A 19,321-nucleotide genomic window follows, 5' to 3' on the forward strand; every position below is an offset into this window, starting at 1 on the left:
CCAGCCCCAACCCCAGCCAGACCAAGGAGCCCCCATCATGAGCGACGACACGACGAACGACGGAACGGCCGACGACACGCAGCTCGGCGTGGTGGTCGTCGAGGACGCGCCCGATCGCGTCGAGCGACGCAGCATCGTCATCGATGCCGAACCTGGCGCGATCTTCGACCTGCTGGCCGATCCCAGCCGGCATCAGGAGTTCGACGGCTCCGGCACCGTTCGGGATGCGTCCGACTCAGCACCCCAGCGGCTGTCGAACGGCGTCAAGTTCGGGATGCAGATGAAGTGGTTCGTGCCCTACCGGATGACCAACGAAGTCGTCGAGTTCGTCGAGAACGAGTCGATCGCGTGGCGCCACATGGGCGGGCACATCTGGCGCTACACCCTGACTCCGACACAGGGCGGCACCAAGGTCATCGAGGAGTTCGATTGGCGACCCGCTCGCGCACCGTTCGCACTCAAACTGATGAAGGCGCCTCAACAAAACGCTGCGTCCATCGAAAAGACCCTCGCGCGTCTCGCTCAAGCAGTCGCCTCGACCTGAACATCACCTCCCCGAACATCACCTCCCTGAACATCACGTCGCCGCCCCGATCCGAGGGTTCCGCCGACGTGTTCGATTCGACGGTTCGCTCTGACGGTTCCGGTCGTCGGGCCGGGCCGCTTCGTTGGATACCATCCACACCGTGACGACTCGATGGCTCGACCCCGCCGAAATGGCCGCGTGGCGCAGCTTCATCGAGACGTTCGGTGACCTCATGAACGCGCTCGAGCGAGATCTCGCCGAGCACGGCGTCACGATGGGCGACTACCAGGTGCTCGTGTTCCTGTCCGAGGCCGACGGTGCGTCGATGCGCATGTGTGACCTCGCCGGAGCTCTGCAACTCTCTCCCAGTGGTCTCACCCGACGCCTCGACGGGCTCGTCAAGAGCGGACACGTCGTGCGTCAGCCCTCACCGCTCGACGGGCGGGTGATGATGGCCGTGCTGACCGACGCCGGTCGTGAACTCCTCGAGACGACGGCGCCGCATCATGTCGAGAGCGTCCGTCGTCACATCTTCGACCAACTCGACGCCGACCAGGTCACCGCGATGGCATCGATCTTCTCCGCCATCGGCGCCGCCATCAAGGCCGACTCCGACGACCCAGCTGCGGTCGGCGCACCACGATGACCACCATGCCTGCGCCGACCCCTCAGCCTGCGCCGACCCCGCTGCCCACCGGGTTCGCCTGCTACGTGGCGAACATCGGCATCAAAGACGACACCGACGATCTCGTCGTCGTCGCCGCCTCACGCCCCGTACCCACCGCCGCAGTGTTCACCCGCAGCCGGTTCGCCGGGCCGAGCGTCCTGCTCAGTCGAGCGCACGTCGCCGACGGGCTCGCTCGTGCCGTGGTCGTCATCTCGAAGAACGCGAACGTCGCGACCGGACCCGACGGTGCCGCCGACGCCGAGGAGATCGCTCGCACAGTCGCCGAACGACTCGGCGACGACCCGCACCAGATCGTCGTCACCTCGACGGGCGTGATCGGACGCCGCTACCCGATGGACCGCGTGCGCGCGGGGGTGGCGGCGATCCCCGTTCCGCTGCCGAGCGACGACGCCATGCGGCCCGCCGTCGGCATGATGACGACCGACACCGTGGCGAAGCTCGCCGCCGCCCGCATCGGCAACGGACCCGCTCGCGTCGTCGGGATGGCCAAGGGCGTCGGCATGATCGAGCCCGACATGGCGACACACATCTCGCTGCTGTTCACCGACGCCGAGGTGTCGTCCGCCGATCTCGACACGGTGTTCCGGCGCGTCGTCGACCGCACGTTCAATTGCGTCAGCATCGACACCGACACCTCCACGAGCGATTCGTCGATCGTGATGGCGTCCGGCGATGCGGGCCCCGTCGCGCTCGACGAGTTCGAGGCCGCGTTGTTCGAGGTCTGCCTCGACCTGACCAAGCAGATCGCCCGAGACGGCGAGGGCGCCAACTCGCTGATCGAAGTGCACGTCGACCAGGCCGCCGACCCGGCGCAGGCCAAACGAGTTGCCAAGGCGATCGTCAACTCGCCACTCGTCAAGACCGCCGTCCATGGCGGCGACCCCAACTGGGGTCGCGTGGCGATGGCGATCGGCAAGTGCCACGACGATGTCGACATCGATCAGGATCGAGTCGTCATCCGCTTCGGCGACGACGAGGTCTACCCGCGCCTGCTCGACGAAGCCTCCCTGGCGGCGTTGTCGTCGTACATGCGAGGTGACCACGTGGTGATCCACGTCTCGCTGTCGACCGGCGACGCCTCGGCCACGGTGTACGGATGCGATCTCAGCGACGAGTACGTCCGCTTCAACGCCGACTACACGACCTGACGTCGCGCTCGCGGACAGCGGACCCACGGATTCTCGCCCGCACCGGGCAACGCCACGCCTCAGGACACCGTGACGACCGGGTAGAACGCGACGTAGTCCTTGATCTCGGCCGCCTTCTCTTTCGGCGCCGAGTAGTACCACGCCGCGTTGGACGCGGTGTTGCCGTCGACGGTCACGTCGTAGTAGCTGGCGTCACCCTTCCAGGGACAGTGCGTCGAACGATCGGTGCCGGTGAAGCACTCCGATCGGATCGACGACGGCGGGAAGTAGTGGTTGCCCTCGACGACGATCGTCTCGTCGGATTCGGCGATGACCTGACCGTTGAACTCTGCACGCATGTGGGGTACAACGCCGGCCGTCGCGGCCTATTCCGACGCCTGCTCGAACCGCAGCTCGACTGTTGCTCGAACTGCGGCTCGGTCTATTGCTCGACGCAGCCGACTGCCGCCGCTTGGAGCATCTCGTCCATCGCGCGACCGGCCTCGTTGTCGCCGATGTCGACGCTCGCCGCGGCGACGAAGGAGTCCACCACGGCGTTCTCCGGAAGGTTGTCCACGACGCAGCGAGCTTCTTCTTCGGTCGCACCGTTCTCGACGAAGCTCACGACCAACAAGTCGTCGAGATCCCCACAGCGCAGATACCCGTCGACCACGGCACGCGCATCGTCGGGCTCGAGACCGGCGAGCGTGAAGTCGGCGTCGACCGTCGCGGCGTCGATGCCGTACTTCTCCTCGGCTGCCGCGGCACCGCCGAGCGCCTTGACGCTCTCGACACCCATGCACTCGGTGTCCATGACTTCCGCGAACGTGCCGTCGGCATCGCTCGACTCCAGCCCGGACGTGATGGCCGCTGCGAGCGCCAGATCGTCGGCGTTCAGGTCGTCGGCGCCACCGTCGCCGTCACTGCCGCCACATGCGGCGAGGGAGACGCCGACCGCGAGGGCGAGCGCGAGAACCGACGAGCGAGGAGCACGAGTCATCTCCGCAACCTATTCTCTCGACGCGCTCGCGTCCTGGGATGCCCGAGCGGTCGGACCCGACGATGGGTCACCGACCGCTCGGCTGCATCGCCGAGGCTCAGCTCACTTCGGGGGCATGCGAATGCCGCCGTCGACGCGAATCGTCTCGGCATTCATGTAGCTGTTGGTGATGCACTCGATCACCATCGACGCGAGCTGCTCCGGGTCCCCGAGGCGCTTCGGGAACAGGACGCCCTTCTGGAGGTTCTCCTTGAACGCTTCGGAGCCTTCGCCTTCGCCGTAGATGGGCGTGTCGATGAGACCGGGAGCCACCGTGTTGACGCGGACACCGATCGCCGACAGATCGCGAGCGACGGGCAAGGTCATGCCGACGACGCCGCCCTTCGAGGCCGAGTAGCTCGCCTGGCCGATCTGGCCGTCGAAGGCTGCCACAGAGGCGATGTTGACGATCGCCCCACGCTCGCCGTGCTCGAGCGGATCGGTCACGCTCATCGCCGTGGCGGCGACACGGATGCAGTCGAACAAGCCGATGAGGTTGATCCCGATGACCTTCTTGAAGGCATCGAGGTTGGCCGCCGAGTCGAGGCTGCCGTCACGGCCGACGGTGCGCTGCGCCCAGCCGATCCCAGCGGAGTTGACGAGTACGCGGACCGGGCCCATCGACTTCGCCATTTCCACGGCGTTGATGATGTCGTCGGTGTTGGTGACGTCGACCTTCGCGAACGCACCACCGATCTCGTCGGCGAGTTCGTTGCCCTTGTCTTCCTGCAGGTCGGCGATGACGACCTTCGCGCCGCGAGCCGCGAGCATGCGAGCCGATGCGGCGCCGATACCCGACGCGCCACCCGTGACGATTGCACTTGCACCATTGATGTCCATGCTCGAAACATAGATCCCGCGACCTGTCGGAACGCAATCGCCGCACCGACTCGGGCCCTCGTCCCGAGCCTTCCGAAGCCTGAGCCTGCGATGCCTGGTGCGGAACCTGGTGCGACACCAGGTCAGCTTGGAAGCGGTCCGAGCGCGACGCGCGTGTCGACGAAGCGTTCGGGGACGGCGCCGACGAAGCTGGCATCGTCACCGCCACGGAACCAGCCGGCGACGTCGATCACCACGTTGGCCGGATTGGAGAGGTGTACGCAGATGGATCCGTCATCGCCAATCGGCGCGACGACGCCGTTCGAGATGTTCTCGCCCTGACGGAAGTTGATGTTGGCCGCCGTCGGCATCGCCTCGCTGCACGGCCAGACCGTGCCGAAACCGTTCGACGTCGGCTTCACGACCGCGAGGTTGAGCGCCACCGCTGACGCCGACTCGGGCACGACCAGCGGTGCGCCCGACGACGGGTTGACGAGTTCGGCGCCGTGCACGTCGACCACGAGCGGCGTCGCCGGACGAACGAGCGCCGCCGCGGCCGTCGCCGTGCGAGTATCGACGATGCGGGTCGGTGTGGCCGGGCTGAACGCGGGCGTGCCGAGCGCTGCCTCGAGCACCAGCGACTCGTCGGCGATGGCGGCGACCGAGCCATCGAAATAGCCGTTGAGGTCGACCACCACATCAGCCGTGGCACTCGAGTGTAAGCACACGCTGCCGTTGGCCCCGATCGGAGCGACGACGCCGTTGCTCACCACCGCGCCAGCTTCGTAGTTGACGTTCGCGGCGACCGGCATCGTCGTGCCGCACGGCCACAGCGTGATGAACCCGCGCGACTCGGCGCGCACCACGGCCACGTTGAGCGCAGCGGCAGCGGCATCGGCCGGAACCGTCGTCGCCGTCCCGTCGGGCAGCGTCGCCGCCGTCCCGGCGAGCGGGATCTCGATCGGCGTCGACGGCGTCACCTTCACGGTCGCACCGCCGATACCGGTGCGTGTGTCGATCCGTCGATCCGGGAGGAGGCCGACGAACGGATCGGCTCCGTCCTCGGTCGTCGAGCCGGTGAACCATCCCGCGACGTCGACGACGATGTTGGTCCCGACCGACGAGTACAAGCAGACGGTGCCATCGGAGCTGATCGGCGCGATCACGCTGTTGCTCAACACGGCACCGGCGGCGAAGTTGACGCTGGCAACGACCGGTCGTTCGTCCTGACACGGCCACACGGTGCCGAAGCCGTTGGAGCTCGGCCGCACGACGGCGACGTTCAACGCGACGCCGGTCGCGGTGGCCGGAATCGTGAGTTCGGTGCCGTCCGGCGCCGTGAGGGTTTCGCCGACGACAGGAAGTTCGATCCGAGCCGGCGGTGCGAGATAGTGCGACGGCGCCAGCTCGAGCAGTTGGCTGCGCAGCCACAACGCGAACTGAGCCTGTCCGGTGGTCGTCAGGTGCACGCCGTCGCTGAACCAGCGCGGACGTTCCGGGGTGTCGCTGGCCGCCTCCCAGTCGAGCACCGTGAGCTGTGGCCACCGGGCGGTTGCAGCATCGAGCGCCGCGTTGGCCTGGGTGTAGACGAGTTGCCCGTTCGAGGTACGGATGTCGGCCATGTTGACCCAGGCGACACGTCGGACGCCGCGTGCCTGGAGCGCGGTCATCATCGCGTCGATGTCGGAAGCGAAGTTCGCCGGCGTGTCGTTGTAGCCGAGTTCGACGAGCACGAGATCGAGGTCGAGCGGCAGACTCGCCGCGGCCTCGACACCGGTGGTGCCCGGGCAGACGGTCTTGGTGGTGCAACGCCCGTCGACCACGTCGAGGCGGGACGAGGCGAACGTGCCGTCGGTGAGGCGTCGGAACTCCGACCCACCCTCGTGGGCGATGCTGTTGCCGACGGAATCGCCGATCATGGCGAAGCTGGTACTGGTCGTCGATCGGGTGATCACCTCGACGGTGAAACCCGGTGACGTGAGGCTGTACGCGTTGCGGAAGTTCCACGCCTGTTGGCGGAAGGTGCCGTTGGTGCCCTCGACGACGAGGTCGTCGAACCAGATGCCGTCGAACCCCTGGTACTGACTCGAGGAGGTCTCGGCCATGTAGGCGCGGGTGATGCGGCCGAGGCCGTGCTGGGCGGCGAAGTCGTCGGCGTCGAGGATGCGCGTCCAGCGATGCAGCGGGTTCGGAGCGGTGTCGTCGCCGATGTCGTCGACGGGCGGGAACTGACCGCCAGCTGTGCGAGGACCGTTCGACGCCGAGAACTCGGTCGACACCAGCGTCCCGTCGGGCCACTTGCGGACCACGTTGGCCGTGGCGAGGATCGCTGCGTCGGTCGCGTCCTGCTCGACGCGGGTGACCGATCCTGTTGCCGACGCACGCGTGGCCGAACCCGCGTACACCTGGCACGCCGTCGTGTCGCACGTCGTCGCGTAGCGCGTCGATGACCCGTCGTAGGTGTAGTTCCGACTCTGATGGAGCCCGTAGGTGCGCGCGGCGACGGCCTGCGCCCGCACGGCGTGGACACCGGCGCCATCGCCAGCTGCCGCCCAACTCGCGGAGATCTCCTTCGGCACGACGCCGCGCACGTACGCCTCGGCGAGCACGTCGCTCACCACCCGGTTGCCCGACGAGGTGCTGAGCACCTCGATCGCGCCGCGATAATGGGTGACCGAGCCGCTCGACGAACACACGCCGAGCACGTCGCCGCGATCGGTCGCTGCGTTGTCGCCGTCGGCAGCCGTGAAGCGGACAGGCGACCCGACGCTCTGCGCGTGCGTGCCGATCTTCGTCCACGACACCGCTCCACCGGCGGCGGAGATGATCGAACGCGCCCTGGCGGCGTCGTCGGCGTCCCAGCGGGTGCCGTCGACGGGCAGGCCGACCGACGTCTGCCAACTGGAGAGCACCGAATCGGTCTGATTACCGAAGTACCCATCGACGACGATGCTGCCGTCGTGGAAGTTCTTGAGGAACGCCTGGACGCTCGCAGCCGCAGCGTTGTACGTCGACGGGTTCTTCGACACCGGACCGTCGGGCACGGAGATGCTGGTCGAGGTCGGGCACGCGACCGCGCTCCCTCGGAAGATGTCGAACACTCCCGGTGACGTCTCGACGGCCCGCATGGCAGGCGCGGTGGTCCCGTTCCAGCTCACGCCGGCGCCATGAGAGATGACACCGACGGTTCCGAGCCCGTCGTAGGGCGTGAGGCGCACCTTGATGCGCTGACCCGGCGTGGTCGTCCCGGCGACGGTGCCGCCGTAGTAATGGTCGAGGATCTGATTCCAGTCCCATCCGTGGTCGACGGCGTAGCCGTAGGCACCCCACTGGCTCATGCCCCGGCCGTGGCCGTTGCCGGTGCCGTGCAGGACGAGTGCGATCACGTCGTCGGGCGCGGCCGTGACCGTGGGCGCCGGATCGGTCGCGGCGACGGTGATGCTGGCCGCCAGCGCGCCGGCGAGCGCGACAACAGCGAGGCGACGACGGCGGCGAGGGCCGCGGGACGCAGAGATTCGCCGCATGTCATCAAACCGTAACATTGGGACGCGTTCTGTCAACCTCGCCATGGCGTGTTCATCGGCGGATCTTGATGCGGCCTTGAATCCGCGAGCCTCGCCCACATGTTTGCGACACTGTGACGATGGGTCATTCGCACGGCGGCGGCCATTCGCACGGCGAGCCGATTCCCCTCGCTGACCGCGTCACACAGATGGTGTGGATCGTGGTCGGCGTCTGCACGGCGGTGGTCGTGCTCGGCCTCGTCCTGCTCTGGCCGCGCGGTGCCGACCCGGTCAGCGTCGATCCGCTCGGCCTCGAGTCGGACCCGGTGGCGGTCGAGGTCACGTCACGAGATGTCGCACCGTGCAGCTACGACCCCCTACTCGGCTGCCTGCAGTACGAGATCATGCCGACCGAAGGTGAGCTCGAGGGCCAGCGACTGACGTTCGAGCAGTCGATCGAGAGCACGATCGGCGAAGGCGACCGCATCCTCGTCCTGATCGACACCTTCCCCGACGGCACGCGCTCGATCGTGTTCTACGACTTCGAACGGGGCACTCCCCTGCTGTTGCTGACGTTGCTGTTCGTCACCGCGATCCTCGTGCTGGGCGGATGGCGTGGCCTCGGCGCGCTCGCCGGGCTCGCGATGAGTCTGTTCGTCATCGTCGCATTCGCGCTGCCGGCGCTTCTCGACGGCAGCAATGCCGTCGTGGTCGCACTCGTCGCGTCCGGCGCGATCGCGGTGGTCGCGCTGTTGCTGGCGCACGGCTTCAACGTGGCGACGGCCGTCGCGTTGCTGTCGACGCTGGCCGCGCTCGGGGTCACCGGGATCCTCGCGTGGATCTTCGTCTGGTCGTCGAACTTCACCGGGCTCACCGACGAGACGGTCGGCTATCTCGACCTGCTCGGCACCCCTGTCGACCCCCGGGGGCTGCTGCTTGCCGGGATCCTGATCGGATCACTGGGCGTGCTCGACGACGTGACCGTCACGCAGGTGTCGGCCGTGTGGGAACTCAAACGAGCCAAACCCGACGCCGGGGCCGTCGAGTTGTATCGGCGCGGCGTGCGCATCGGCCGTGACCACATCTCCTCGACCGTGAACACGCTGGTACTCGCCTACGCCGGCGCAGCGTTGCCGCTCTTGTTGCTGTTCCAGGAGGCCGGCCAGTCGCTCGGGTCGGTGGCGACACGCGAGATCGTGGCCGTCGAGGTCGTGCGAGCGCTGGTCGGGTCGATCGGGCTCGTCTCGGCCGTGCCGATCAGCACGCTGCTCGCCGCGCGCATCGTGGCTGGCGCCGAGTTGCCCTCGGTCGATCACGGACCCGATCACCCGAGCGAGCCGGCATCGCCGGGTTGACGTGAGCGGGCGGCGCAGCGACAGGCGACCCGTCGTTCGTGGCCAGACGTTCGCGACCGGGTCAGGACGGAATGGCGGCGACAGCGAGTCGATCGGCGAGATCGTTCATCGGGTGGCCACTGTGCCCTTTGATCCAACGAAACTCGACATCGCTCGCGCGCACGACCTCGATCAACGGCTCCCAGAGGTCGACGTTGGCGACCGGTTGCTTCTTGGAGTTCTTCCATCCGTTGGCCTGCCACTTGACCCACCAACGATCGCGGAAGCAGTTGACGACATAGGTCGAGTCGGACACGACCGTCAGCGCCGAGCCGTCGGTGCCGAGCGTGCGGATGGCGTCGAGGACGGCGTAGACCTCCATGCGCTGGTTGGTGGTGTTGCGCTCGCCGCCTGAGCCGAATGGCGCGCCCTCGGGTGCGACCGCCCATCCCCAACCGCCCGGACCGGGATTTCCGCTGCAGGCGCCGTCGGTGTAGACCTCGATCCGTTCCATCGGGCCAACCTACGGGACGATCGCGACCACGGCGCCGATGGGGACCAGATCACCCTGGCATCGCAGCGCGACGGCGACCCCGAACCCGGGCCTGACCCCGAACCCGAACCTGACCACAAGGCGTTGGCCGGAGCTCGGCGTGCCACTCACAGCAAGTCGAGCGCGGCGCGAATGAGTTGGTCGCCGAGGAAGTCGACGACGACGTCGGTGGCAGCCTCAGGGGTGAGGTGCACACCGTCGGGTCGCGCGTCGACGTCGTCGACGAGCCCGGACTCGTCGAAGTAGGCGATCAGGTCGACGACATAGACGTCGTCGGGACGTTCTGCTGCCAGTTCCTCCATGATCGAGTGGAGCACGGCGTGGCGATCGGGCTGCTCCTGGTCGCTCCCACGCGAGAACCACAACGGGTTCGGCAGTGGCGCCTTGATCCACACCACGGTGTCGGCGCCACCCTGCAGCGCCTCGTCCGTGGCTCGGGCGAAATCGGCCGTGATCAGATCGCGCAGCTCGGCAGGCGAGGCACCATCGCCGTCGTCGAAACGGTGGTCGAGCACGTCGAACGACGTGGTCATCATCATGACGACATCGGGATTCGCTTCGGCGACTCGGTCGGGCAGCTTGCGCTCGAGCCAGTCGCGGCAAGCGTCTCGCACCTCGAACCACTCGTCGTCCACCCGATAGTCGCCACCGCGGATGAAGCCGCAGCCCTTCTCGATGTTCAGCTCCGCTTGCGCCACGTCGGGGAGAACGGAGGCCCAGTTGATCACGCCGGCGCCGATGGCCTCGGCCGTCGAGTCGCCCGCCACGATGATGCGCACCGGGCGACTGAGTTCGGGGATCGGCGGCAGCGTCGTCGCGGGCGGCGTCGTGGTCGTCGGCGTCGTGCTCGCTGGCGCCACGTTGGTGTCGTTCGCTGTGTCGTGAGGGGCGGGCGTCTCGGTCGCCGTGCCGGTGTCGGCCGACGGGTCGGCCGTGAGCGCCTCGAGTGGTGCATCGTCGACGTCGAGTGCCGCGGCGTCGGCCGCGTCGGAGTTGATCGACCAGTAATCGCTGGCCGGGCCGGGAACGACGACGACGGTGATCGCCACGACGGCGGCGGTGGCGCCGGCCGCCCACCCCATCGTCGGTCGCACCGTCAGGTGCGACGCTCGGCGTATGGGCTGCTCGTAGAGCAGGTACGACAGCTGTGCAGCGATCAAGGTCACCGCGAGTCGAACCACCAGCAGGGCCGGGCCGTCGAATCCCATGCGGTCCTCGTTCATCACCACGAAGATCGGCCAGTGGAAGAGGTAGACGCCGTAGCTGATCTTTCCGAGCCACACCATCGGCGCGATCGAACAGGCCCGCCGGACGGGTGAGTCGACCTGGAGCCCGAGAAGCAGCAGCGCGCTGGCCGCGCCGATCGCCGGCAACCAGCCGCTGTAGGCGGGACCGCCAGCGGTCGGGAACGTGACGATGCACACGGCGAGGACGACGAGCATCAGCGGGGCGAGCACCCACAGACGGGGGTCGAGTCGGCGCCCGATGATCGCCACCGCGACGAACGCTCCGACGAGGATCTCGGCGGCGCGGGCCGGCGACGCCCAGTACGCAGCGTCGCTCCCCCACACCGCAGCGATGACCGGGGCCGCGATCACGAACACGAGCGTCACCGCGCCGAGCAGGCGAACACGTCCACGCAAGGTGCGACCGGCACGCCACAGCGCGACGAACGCGATCGGCCAGAGCCAGTAGAACTGCTCCTCGATCGCGAGCGACCAGTAGTGCTCGAGCGGCGACGCCGTGCCGGCCGCCTGTTGGAGCAGTTCCTGATAGGAGCCGTCGTTGGCGAGAAACACCCAGTTGGCGACCTGCAGCAAGCTGCCGATCACGTGGGCGCGCAGTTCGGCGACGGCGTCGAACCAGTCGGTGACGACGCTCGCGATCAATACGAGTAGGACCAGCAGCACACTGGCCGGCAGCAGTCGCCTCGCTCGACGGGCATAGAAGTTGCCGAGGGCGACATGACCGTTGGCCTCGGTCTCAGCGGCGAGCAGGCTGGTGATCAGAAAGCCCGACAGCGTGAAGAACACCGAGACGCCGAGGTAGCCGCCGTCGAACCCGGCGACTTCGGCGTGGAACAGCAGCACGGCCACGACGGCCAGCGCTCGAACGCCGTCGAGAGCGGGCTGGTAGGCAATCGTTCTCTGCTCGCGGTCCGTGCCCGACGCGACCGCGCCACCCCTCTCCATTGCGTCGAGAGTGTACGTCCACGACACGTCCGACGTCGTGTTGCTACGTTGCTCCTCCATGCCGCGTCCACCCCGAGCGACAGAGTGGGTCAGACCCACTCTGTCGTTTCGCTCGCTGGTCGCCGTCGCCGCGCTTGCGATCACCGGTGTCGCCGTCACCGCGGCGACGACCGGCGCCAGCGGGGACGCCGCGGACGATGCTGCGCTGGTCTCGGAATCGGGGTTGGCGGAGATCGTCTCCCCTCCACCGATCGAGATCATCCTGACGAACCCGGGCCCGTTCGGATCGGTGTCGATCCTGGGCGACTCGGTACTGCACGGGGCCGGCAGGTACGGCCCGACGCTGCCCGACCGCTTGGCCGAACGCGGCTGGGGACCGATCCGCTTCCGCGCCGGCGCCGGCTACTCGTCGGGCTACTTCGGCCGCTCGCCGGAGTTGACCACCACGTACTGGCTCGAACAGTGGCGTCAGCAGGGCTGGGAAGCCGACAACGTCATCGTCAACATCGGCGCGAACGACACCGAGTTCTGCGGGACGAGCGTCGAGTGCTCGTACCAGGCGATCATGCACGTGGTCGACGCCGTCGGGCCGGGGCGCCGGATCTGGTGGCCGCAGGTGACCAAGTTCTTCACCAACGAGGCCCAGGCCGTCGCCTGGAACGCCGGTCTCGAACGCGTCGCTGCCGAACGGGCCGACTTCTTCACCTGGGACTGGCCGACCGAGTTGGCGACCGGCGGCTACGAGTCGAACGACAACACCCACCTGCGACCTGTGAGCTACCCGAAGCGTTCGCTGCGCATGGCGGAGGACTTCACGTTGCAGCTCGGTCGCGCGGTGCGCGTCGGGTCGGACGCGGCGATCGGGCCGCCGACCGCTCCCGGCGGTTCGTTCGCGACGATCGAGAGTCAGCGCCTGATCGACACACGCACCGGGTCGCCCGGGCGACAACGCAACGGCTCGACGATCCGACTCCGACTCGATGATGCGGTACCGCCCGGCACGACCGCCGTGGCGTTGTACGTGGCGTCCGCTCGCGCCAATCGCGCCGGGTTCGTCTCGGTTGCACCGTGCGGCGCCGCGTCGAGCGGCTCGACGGCCGCGTCGATCGCGTCGACCGCAGTCCTCACGTTCCCTGGTGGCGTCGCTCGCGGTGCCTCGACACTCGTGGCCGTCGGTGACCCGTCGACGACACCGGAGCTGTGCGTGACCACGGGCGGGCCATCCGGCGTCGAGACCGACGTCATCGTCGACCTCACCGGAGCGATCGTCGAAGGCGACGACGGCCTCCGGCTGTTCCCACTCGACCAGCCGCAACGCCTCGCGGACACCCGCGGCGTCGACGGCGCACGACCACGCCCGGCGCGCCCTCTCGTGGTGCGCGCGCCCGCCGGCTCGCAGGCGGTCAACGTCAACCTGGCGGCGACCAACGCGAGTACCGACGGCTTCTTGCAAGCGGGCCCCTGCGACGCCGCACCGGAGGTCGCGGCGCTCAACTTCACCGTCGGCACACCCATGTCGTCGTCGTCGATCGTCGAGGTCGGCGACGACGGCACGTTCTGCGTGGCCGCGAGCGCCGCCGTCGACGTCATCGTCGATCTGACGGCGACGCTGCGCGCTGTCGACCCCGAACGGCCCGATGACGGGCTGCTCTTCGTGCCGATCACCCCGGTTCGGGTGCTCGACACGCGCAACGGCACCGGCGGGTGGGCACCGATCCACGGCGCCAGCCAGACCCTCGACGTCCGCGTCGCGCCGGGCCGCGCACGAGCCGTGTCCGGAACGTTGACGATCGTGTCGCCGCATCGCCGAGCGTTCGTCACGGGTGACTCGTGCAGCGACTCGACCGTCGCATCCGTCAACGCCGGCGCGTGGATGGTCGTGTCGAACCTGCTCACGACCGGCGTCGCCGACGGCGGGCGCCTCTGCGTCGAGGCGTCGGCCGCGACCCATACCGTGTTCGACGCGACCGGCTGGTGGAGTGAACCCGCCAACGCCGGCTGAACCGAACCGGTTCGTCGCTCGGGGCAACCGAGCCAGTCGGCCCCGCCGACCACGCTGGTCCTAGACTGCCGCCGATGCACGGGATCGCGGGTCGTCGACGTTCGCTCCTCGCCGCGTTCATCGCCACCACGCTGATCGCGCCGCTCGTCGCCGTCACCTGGACCATCGCTCGACCGACGGGTACCGCCGAGGCCGCACCGCGCCAGATCGACATCGCCACGCCCGGCCCGCTCGGCGCCGTGACCGTGATCGGCGACTCGGTCCTGCTCGGCTCGGCCCTGTTCGGGCCCACGCTGCCCGAGCGACTCGCGGAACGCGGATGGGGACCCATCAGGTTCCGTGCAGGCGAGGGCTACACCTCGGGCAGCTTTCCGGTTCGTCAGGACTTCCGTGCGTCGTTCTGGCTCGAGTCGTGGCGAGCGCAAGGGTGGGACGCACCGAACGTGATCGTCAACATCGGCGCCAACGACAGCGGCTTCTGCGACACCGATCTCACATGTGCGCGCAACGCGATCCTCCACGTCGTCAACACCGTCGGCCCGGGCCGCCAGATCTGGTGGCCGCAGATCACTCGCCTGTTCACGCGCTTCGACCAGGAGAACAACTGGAACACCGCACTGCGCCAGATCGCAGCGGAACGGCCCGACTTCCACACGTGGGACTGGCCCGCGGAACTCCCGCTCTACAACTCTCCCGACGGTACCCACCTGGACCCGGCTGGCTACCGAGTGCGTTCGGCCCGGATGGCCGAGGTGTTCACGCTGACGGTCGGTCGAGCGACCGACAACGGCACCGAGGCGCCACTGCCGACGCCGACGGCACCGGCGAGTTCGTTCGTGCCACTGCCCGCGGAGCGCATCGTCGACACGCGCACCGACGAGCCCGGCCGCCGAAGTGCAGGCCAGACACTGCGCGTCGACTTCGGTGACCGCATCCCCGACGATGCGACTGCGGTCGCGCTCTACGTCGCGGCGGCCCGATCGGGCACGAACGGATATCTGGCAGCCGGTCCGTGCGGTCAGCCCAACTCCGGCGCCACGGTGAACTACGCGCCCGGCGCGGCACGAGGTGCGCCCACCATCACCGCGGTCGGTGTCGCCGACGACGTCTGCATCTTCTCCAGCGGCGAGACCGACGTCACCGTCGATCTTCAAGGAGCGTTCGTCCCCGGCGACGACGGGCTCGAACTCGATCCGCTGCCGACGCCACAGCGACTCGTCGACACCCGCGACACGGGACGCGCGAGCGAACTGGTCATCGACGTGCCCAGCGGCGCCGACGCCGTTGCCGTCAACCTGGCCGCCAGCAAGGCCGACGCCATCGGATTCCTCAGCGCATATCCCTGCGGGACCGAACCCGACGTGGCCAACGTCAACTTCCAGCCGGGTCCGCCGGCATCGGGATCGGCGATCGTCGACGTCGCGGACGACGGGACGATCTGTGTGTCGGCCAGCGCGCCGACCGACGTGATCGTCGACATCACTGGCTCCTTCTCGTTCGACGGCGCTCTCTCGTTCGTCCCGGTGACCCCGACTCGCACGCTCGACACGCGATCGGCGATCGGCGGCTGGGCTCCCATCCACGGCGCCGACCAGACCCTCGACGTTCGCGTCGCGCCGCCCTCGGCCAAGGCCGTGAGCGGCACGCTCACCGTCGTGCGACCGTCGACAACGACGTTCGTCGCCGGCTACGGCTGCGTCGGCACCCCGCCCAATGCGTCGGTCAACGCCGGCGGCGGCGCGGTCGCGGCAAACTCACTCACCTCGGCGATCAACGAACGGGGCGAACTGTGTCTGCTCGCTTCGTCGACCACCACGACGGTGTTCGACACGACCGGTTGGTGGATCTGATGACGACCACATTCGCACGAATCTGCCTGGTGAGCGCAGTGGCGGTGAGCGCGATCGTCGCCACCGCCGCGGCCGACGACGAAGCACCCGTCGTCGAGGCGGCGCCGACCGCGCAGCGGGTGCTGCTCGTCAGCGACTCGGTCGGGCTCGGAACCCGAGGCGTCCTGCAGACGGCGTTCCCTGCGGACTGGGAGGTCAACGTCATCGGCACACCGGCGATGTTCGTCGAGCAACTCGAAGCGAGCCACGTCGTTCCGACCATCGTGGGCGCCCCGAGCCTCGTCGGAGACCACGTCGTCATCGCCGGTGGCTACAACTATCCGTACTGGGATCCGGAGCGCTTCGACCGATCGATCGATGCGATGATCGCCCGGCTCACCAACGCCGGGGTGAAGCACGTGTACTGGGTGACGCTGCGCGAGGTGAAGCCACAGTTCATCACCGCGAGCGCATGGCGACAGGTGCAGCCGTACTACTGGTACTTCCCGACGGTCAACGAGCATCTCCAGCGAGCCGTCGCCCGGCATCCGAATCTGCAACTCGTCGACTGGGCGGCCGCCGCCGACCGCTCCGGGATCACCTACGACGCGATCCACCTCAATCGGACCGGCGCCGAGCTCTACAGCTCGTTGATCGCCGATGCCGTCGACACCAACTCCACCCGTCCCCTCGACGGCACGATCACCAAGGTCGACGTGACCGACGATCCCGACGTCGCTGCGGTCGCGCTCAACCTCGCGGCGACCAAGACCCGCCATACCGGCTACTTCACCGCGTTCGACTGCAGCGGCACACCACCGGAGGCCGCCAACCTGAACTACGTGCGTGGCGACACGGTGTCGGGTGCGGCCATCGTGCCGGTCGACGACACCGGCAGCGTCTGCGTGTTCAACAGCACGGCCAGCCACGTCGTGATCGACGTGTTCGGCACGTTCGGCGGCGATTCCGGGCTCACCGACGTTCCCCCCAATCGGGCGTTCGACTCTCGCCTCGGTGGCCGCCCGGAGCAGCCCGGTGAAGCTCGGCAACTGAAGGTCTCAGCACCCGGCGCGGCCGCGGTAGCGCTGAACATCACGGGCATCAACGCTGCAGGCACCGGCTACATCACCGCGCATCCCTGCGATGTCGAACCGGCCACGGCCACGGTGAATCTGCGCACCGGCGAAACCACCCCGAACCTCGTGGTGGTCGCTCCCGACGAGGCCGGCAACGTGTGCGTCACGGTGACCGGCACGTCGACGCACCTGACCGTCGACCGGTTCGCGACGTTCACCAACGGCGACGCGATCGCCACCATCGAACCTGCCCGCGCCTACGACTCGCGCGACGTCACGGGCGCTCGGGCGGCCACGACCACGCATCGCATCTCACTCGCCGACACGCCGATCGATGATCCCGAGTCGGTCGAAGCGCTCTTCTTGAACCTCGCGATCGTTCGGGCCGACGGCGCCGGATTCGCAACGGCTTGGCCGTGCCGCGAATCCCAACCCGGCACGGCGAACGTCAACTTCGCCCCGGGCGACACCGTGTCCAACTTCGTCACCGTGGCACCCGATACCGAGGGCGAGATCTGCATCGTCGCGACCACCGGAGCCGACGTCGTGGTCGACGTGCTCGGATCGGCTCGCGCCGGGTTCGACGGGTTCACTCCTCGCCGACTCCTCGACACCAGATCGTGAGACGCGCCCGTCGGCTCCGACGTACCGGCCGAGCCCTGGTCGCACTCGCGGTCGTCGCGCCGCTCGCCATCGCCGCGAGCGCGAGTCGAAGCGACACCGCCGTCGCCGCCACGTCGATCCAGATCTCGACGCCCGGGCCACTCGGCGCCGTCAGCGTCATCGGTGATTCGGTCCTCGTCGGTGCCGGCATCGTCTCACCGACCCTGCCCGATCAACTCGCCGCAAGAGGCTGGGGCCCGATCCGGTTCCGCGCTGCGGGCAGTTCGACGAGCGGTGCCTTTCCGGTCGCCAACGAGTTCCGTGCGTCGTACTGGATCGGGCTGTGGAAGCAGCAGGGATGGGATCCCTCCCACGTCATCGTCAACCTCGGCGTCAACGACTCCGGATTCTGTGGGAGCAGCGTCGGCTGTGCCTACGACAGCATCATGCATCTCGTGAACGCGATCGGTCCGGGTCGCCAGATCTGGTGGCCGACGATCACGAAGCCAGCGAGCAGTTCGCGCAGCGCGTGGAACGCAGCGCTTCGCCGGGTCGAAACCGAACGGAGTGAGTTCACGGTGTGGGATTGGGAGGCCGAGTTCGCGACGGGTGGCTACCGGTCGAGCGACCAGATCCATCTCGATCCGAACAGCTATCGACGCCGGTCGGAGCGCATGGCGGAAGCCTTCACCGAATCGTTCACGCGAGCGATTCGCACCGGCGGCGACGCCGCGTTGCCCTCGCCGGTGGCTCCCGCCAGCACGTTCGTGCCGCTGGCGCCGCAGCGTCTGATCGACACACGCGTCGACGCGCCCGGGCGCCTCGTCGGCGGCGAGACGTTGCGCGTCGACCTCGACGTCGACACCGACCTCGACACCGACCTCGACGTCGACACCGTGACGGCGGCGGCGTTGTACGTCGCCGCTGCTCGCCCCGGCCAGAACGGGTATCTCGCGGCCGGCCCGTGCGACGCGCCGGCCGGTGGAGCGACGGTCAACTTCGTTCAGGGAGCCGCCATCGGCGCGCCCACGATCGCTGCGGTCGGGGCCGACGGCGACGTGTGCATCTTCGCGAGCAGCGACACCGACGTGGTCGTCGACGTGCAAGGAGTGTTCACCACCGGCGCCCACGGCTTGCGACTCCGCCCGCTCGACACCCCCTGGCGTCTGGCCGACACTCGCGCGACGGGGCAAGTGAGCGAGCTGCGGATCGAGGTCGGCCCCGACGCGGACGCGGTCGCCGTCAACATCGCGACGGCCCGAGCGGGCGGCGGCGGATTCGTCCGAGCGTCGTCGTGCGACGAACCCACCGAGGTGGCCAACCTCAACTTCGCACCCGGCCCCGCCGTGTCGGCGTCCGCGTTCGTTCCCGTCGGCGTCGATGGGGCCATCTGCCTGTCGGCGAGTCGCCCCGTCGACCTGATCCTCGATCTGACCGGCATCCTCGCGACGTCGGCGGAGCTGTCGTTCGTCCCGGTGGCTCCGACCCGATCGCTCGACACCCGCTTCGGCATCGGCGGTTGGTCGCCGCTGCACGGTGGCGGACAGACCATCGACATCGGGGTCACCCCACCGTCGGCGAAGGCGGTCACCGGCACGATCACGATGGTTCGCCCCGACGCGACGGGGTTCGTCACGGGGTACAGCTGCGTCGGCGATCCGCCGACCGCGTCGGTCAACGCCGGTGCCGGGCGCACGGCGGCCAACTCGATCACGACGTCGGTGTTCGCCGGCCGCATGTGTTTGTTCGCGTCGTCGACGATGCAGACCGTGTTCGACACCGGCGGCTGGTGGGTCACGACCTAGTACTGCGTCAAGGAACGTTTGCCCCGTTGTGGGGTGCCCCGCTCCCGGCGTTGGGCGGCACACCCTCGGATGCCGTCACCGCCGAGCGCTATGGGGCAGAGCGGCCCGCCCTCACGTGCCGATCAGGAGCGGCCTGACGCGGTTGTGGCCCGGAACATTCTGGGCGCACTCCTCGATGATGTCACGCGATCCGTTGCGCTCAGAGCGGCGTTACATGTAACGTCC

Annotated in this window: 14 protein-coding genes; 8 read left to right on the top strand and 6 right to left on the bottom strand. The window is 68.4% G+C overall.

Annotation, left to right across the window (positions count from 1 at the left end; all coding sequences use genetic code 11):
- The first annotated feature begins 37 nt into the window (after positions 1 to 37).
- From ACE37B_RS05120 to argJ, 3 genes are all read left to right on the top strand, one after another.
- A complete protein-coding gene (locus ACE37B_RS05120) occupies positions 38 to 544 on the top strand; it encodes an SRPBCC family protein (RefSeq protein WP_409922197.1) in 507 nt (168 codons plus the stop codon).
- Positions 545 to 686: 142 nt separating this feature from the next.
- Positions 687 to 1,172 carry a MarR family winged helix-turn-helix transcriptional regulator gene (locus ACE37B_RS05125; protein WP_409922198.1) on the top strand — a complete coding sequence of 162 codons (486 nt, stop codon included), beginning with the start codon at positions 687 to 689 and terminating at the stop codon, positions 1,170 to 1,172.
- Positions 1,173 to 1,177: 5 nt separating this feature from the next.
- Complete coding sequence (argJ, locus tag ACE37B_RS05130) at positions 1,178 to 2,362, top strand: bifunctional glutamate N-acetyltransferase/amino-acid acetyltransferase ArgJ (RefSeq protein ID WP_409922199.1); 1,185 nt, start codon at positions 1,178 to 1,180, stop codon at positions 2,360 to 2,362.
- Positions 2,363 to 2,421: 59 nt separating this feature from the next.
- Here argJ and ACE37B_RS05135 read toward each other — a convergent pair whose 3' ends face one another.
- From ACE37B_RS05135 to ACE37B_RS05150, 4 genes are all read right to left on the bottom strand, one after another.
- Positions 2,422 to 2,700, bottom strand: coding sequence for a DUF427 domain-containing protein (locus ACE37B_RS05135; protein WP_409922200.1), 279 nt, complete (start codon positions 2,698 to 2,700; stop codon positions 2,422 to 2,424).
- A gap of 83 nt (positions 2,701 to 2,783) precedes the next feature.
- The gene (locus tag ACE37B_RS05140; protein WP_409922201.1) at positions 2,784 to 3,341 is read right to left on the bottom strand and encodes a hypothetical protein; all 558 of its coding nucleotides are present in this window, start codon (positions 3,339 to 3,341) and stop codon (positions 2,784 to 2,786) included.
- Positions 3,342 to 3,443: 102 nt separating this feature from the next.
- Positions 3,444 to 4,220 carry an SDR family NAD(P)-dependent oxidoreductase gene (locus tag ACE37B_RS05145; RefSeq protein WP_409922202.1) on the bottom strand — a complete coding sequence of 259 codons (777 nt, stop codon included), beginning with the start codon at positions 4,218 to 4,220 and terminating at the stop codon, positions 3,444 to 3,446.
- A 122-nt stretch (positions 4,221 to 4,342) separates the two neighbouring features.
- Positions 4,343 to 7,723 carry a SpoIID/LytB domain-containing protein gene (locus ACE37B_RS05150; protein WP_409922203.1) on the bottom strand — a complete coding sequence of 1,127 codons (3,381 nt, stop codon included), beginning with the start codon at positions 7,721 to 7,723 and terminating at the stop codon, positions 4,343 to 4,345.
- Positions 7,724 to 7,842: 119 nt separating this feature from the next.
- Between ACE37B_RS05150 and ACE37B_RS05155 the strand changes: the two genes are divergently transcribed.
- Positions 7,843 to 9,057: a YibE/F family protein gene (locus ACE37B_RS05155; RefSeq protein WP_409922204.1), complete on the top strand. Its 1,215-nt coding sequence runs from the start codon at positions 7,843 to 7,845 to the stop codon at positions 9,055 to 9,057.
- 61 nt (positions 9,058 to 9,118) lie between these two features.
- Here the strand turns inward: ACE37B_RS05155 and ACE37B_RS05160 are convergent, their stop codons facing one another.
- Positions 9,119 to 9,550 carry a ribonuclease H gene (locus tag ACE37B_RS05160; RefSeq protein WP_409922205.1) on the bottom strand — a complete coding sequence of 144 codons (432 nt, stop codon included), beginning with the start codon at positions 9,548 to 9,550 and terminating at the stop codon, positions 9,119 to 9,121.
- Positions 9,551 to 9,696: 146 nt separating this feature from the next.
- The gene (locus ACE37B_RS05165; protein ID WP_409922206.1) at positions 9,697 to 11,781 is read right to left on the bottom strand and encodes an acyltransferase family protein; all 2,085 of its coding nucleotides are present in this window, start codon (positions 11,779 to 11,781) and stop codon (positions 9,697 to 9,699) included.
- 58 nt (positions 11,782 to 11,839) lie between these two features.
- Here ACE37B_RS05165 and ACE37B_RS05170 point away from each other — a divergent pair, with 58 nt between their 5' ends.
- From ACE37B_RS05170 to ACE37B_RS05185, 4 genes are all read left to right on the top strand, one after another.
- Entirely contained in the window at positions 11,840 to 13,783 is a 1,944-nt protein-coding gene (locus tag ACE37B_RS05170) for an SGNH/GDSL hydrolase family protein (RefSeq protein ID WP_409922207.1), read from the top strand.
- 74 nt (positions 13,784 to 13,857) lie between these two features.
- Positions 13,858 to 15,633: an SGNH/GDSL hydrolase family protein gene (locus tag ACE37B_RS05175; RefSeq protein ID WP_409922208.1), complete on the top strand. Its 1,776-nt coding sequence runs from the start codon at positions 13,858 to 13,860 to the stop codon at positions 15,631 to 15,633.
- Complete coding sequence (locus ACE37B_RS05180; protein WP_409922209.1) at positions 15,633 to 17,312, top strand: hypothetical protein; 1,680 nt, start codon at positions 15,633 to 15,635, stop codon at positions 17,310 to 17,312. Before ACE37B_RS05175 ends, ACE37B_RS05180 begins: the two co-directional genes overlap by 1 nt.
- Positions 17,309 to 19,096 carry a GDSL-type esterase/lipase family protein gene (locus ACE37B_RS05185; RefSeq protein WP_409922210.1) on the top strand — a complete coding sequence of 596 codons (1,788 nt, stop codon included), beginning with the start codon at positions 17,309 to 17,311 and terminating at the stop codon, positions 19,094 to 19,096. The genes ACE37B_RS05180 and ACE37B_RS05185 overlap by 4 nt, the downstream gene beginning before the upstream one ends.
- Positions 19,097 to 19,321 lie beyond the last annotated feature (225 nt).

The sequence above is a fragment of the Ilumatobacter sp. genome, assembly GCF_046290335.1.
GTDB lineage: Bacteria > Actinomycetota > Acidimicrobiia > Acidimicrobiales > Ilumatobacteraceae > Ilumatobacter_A.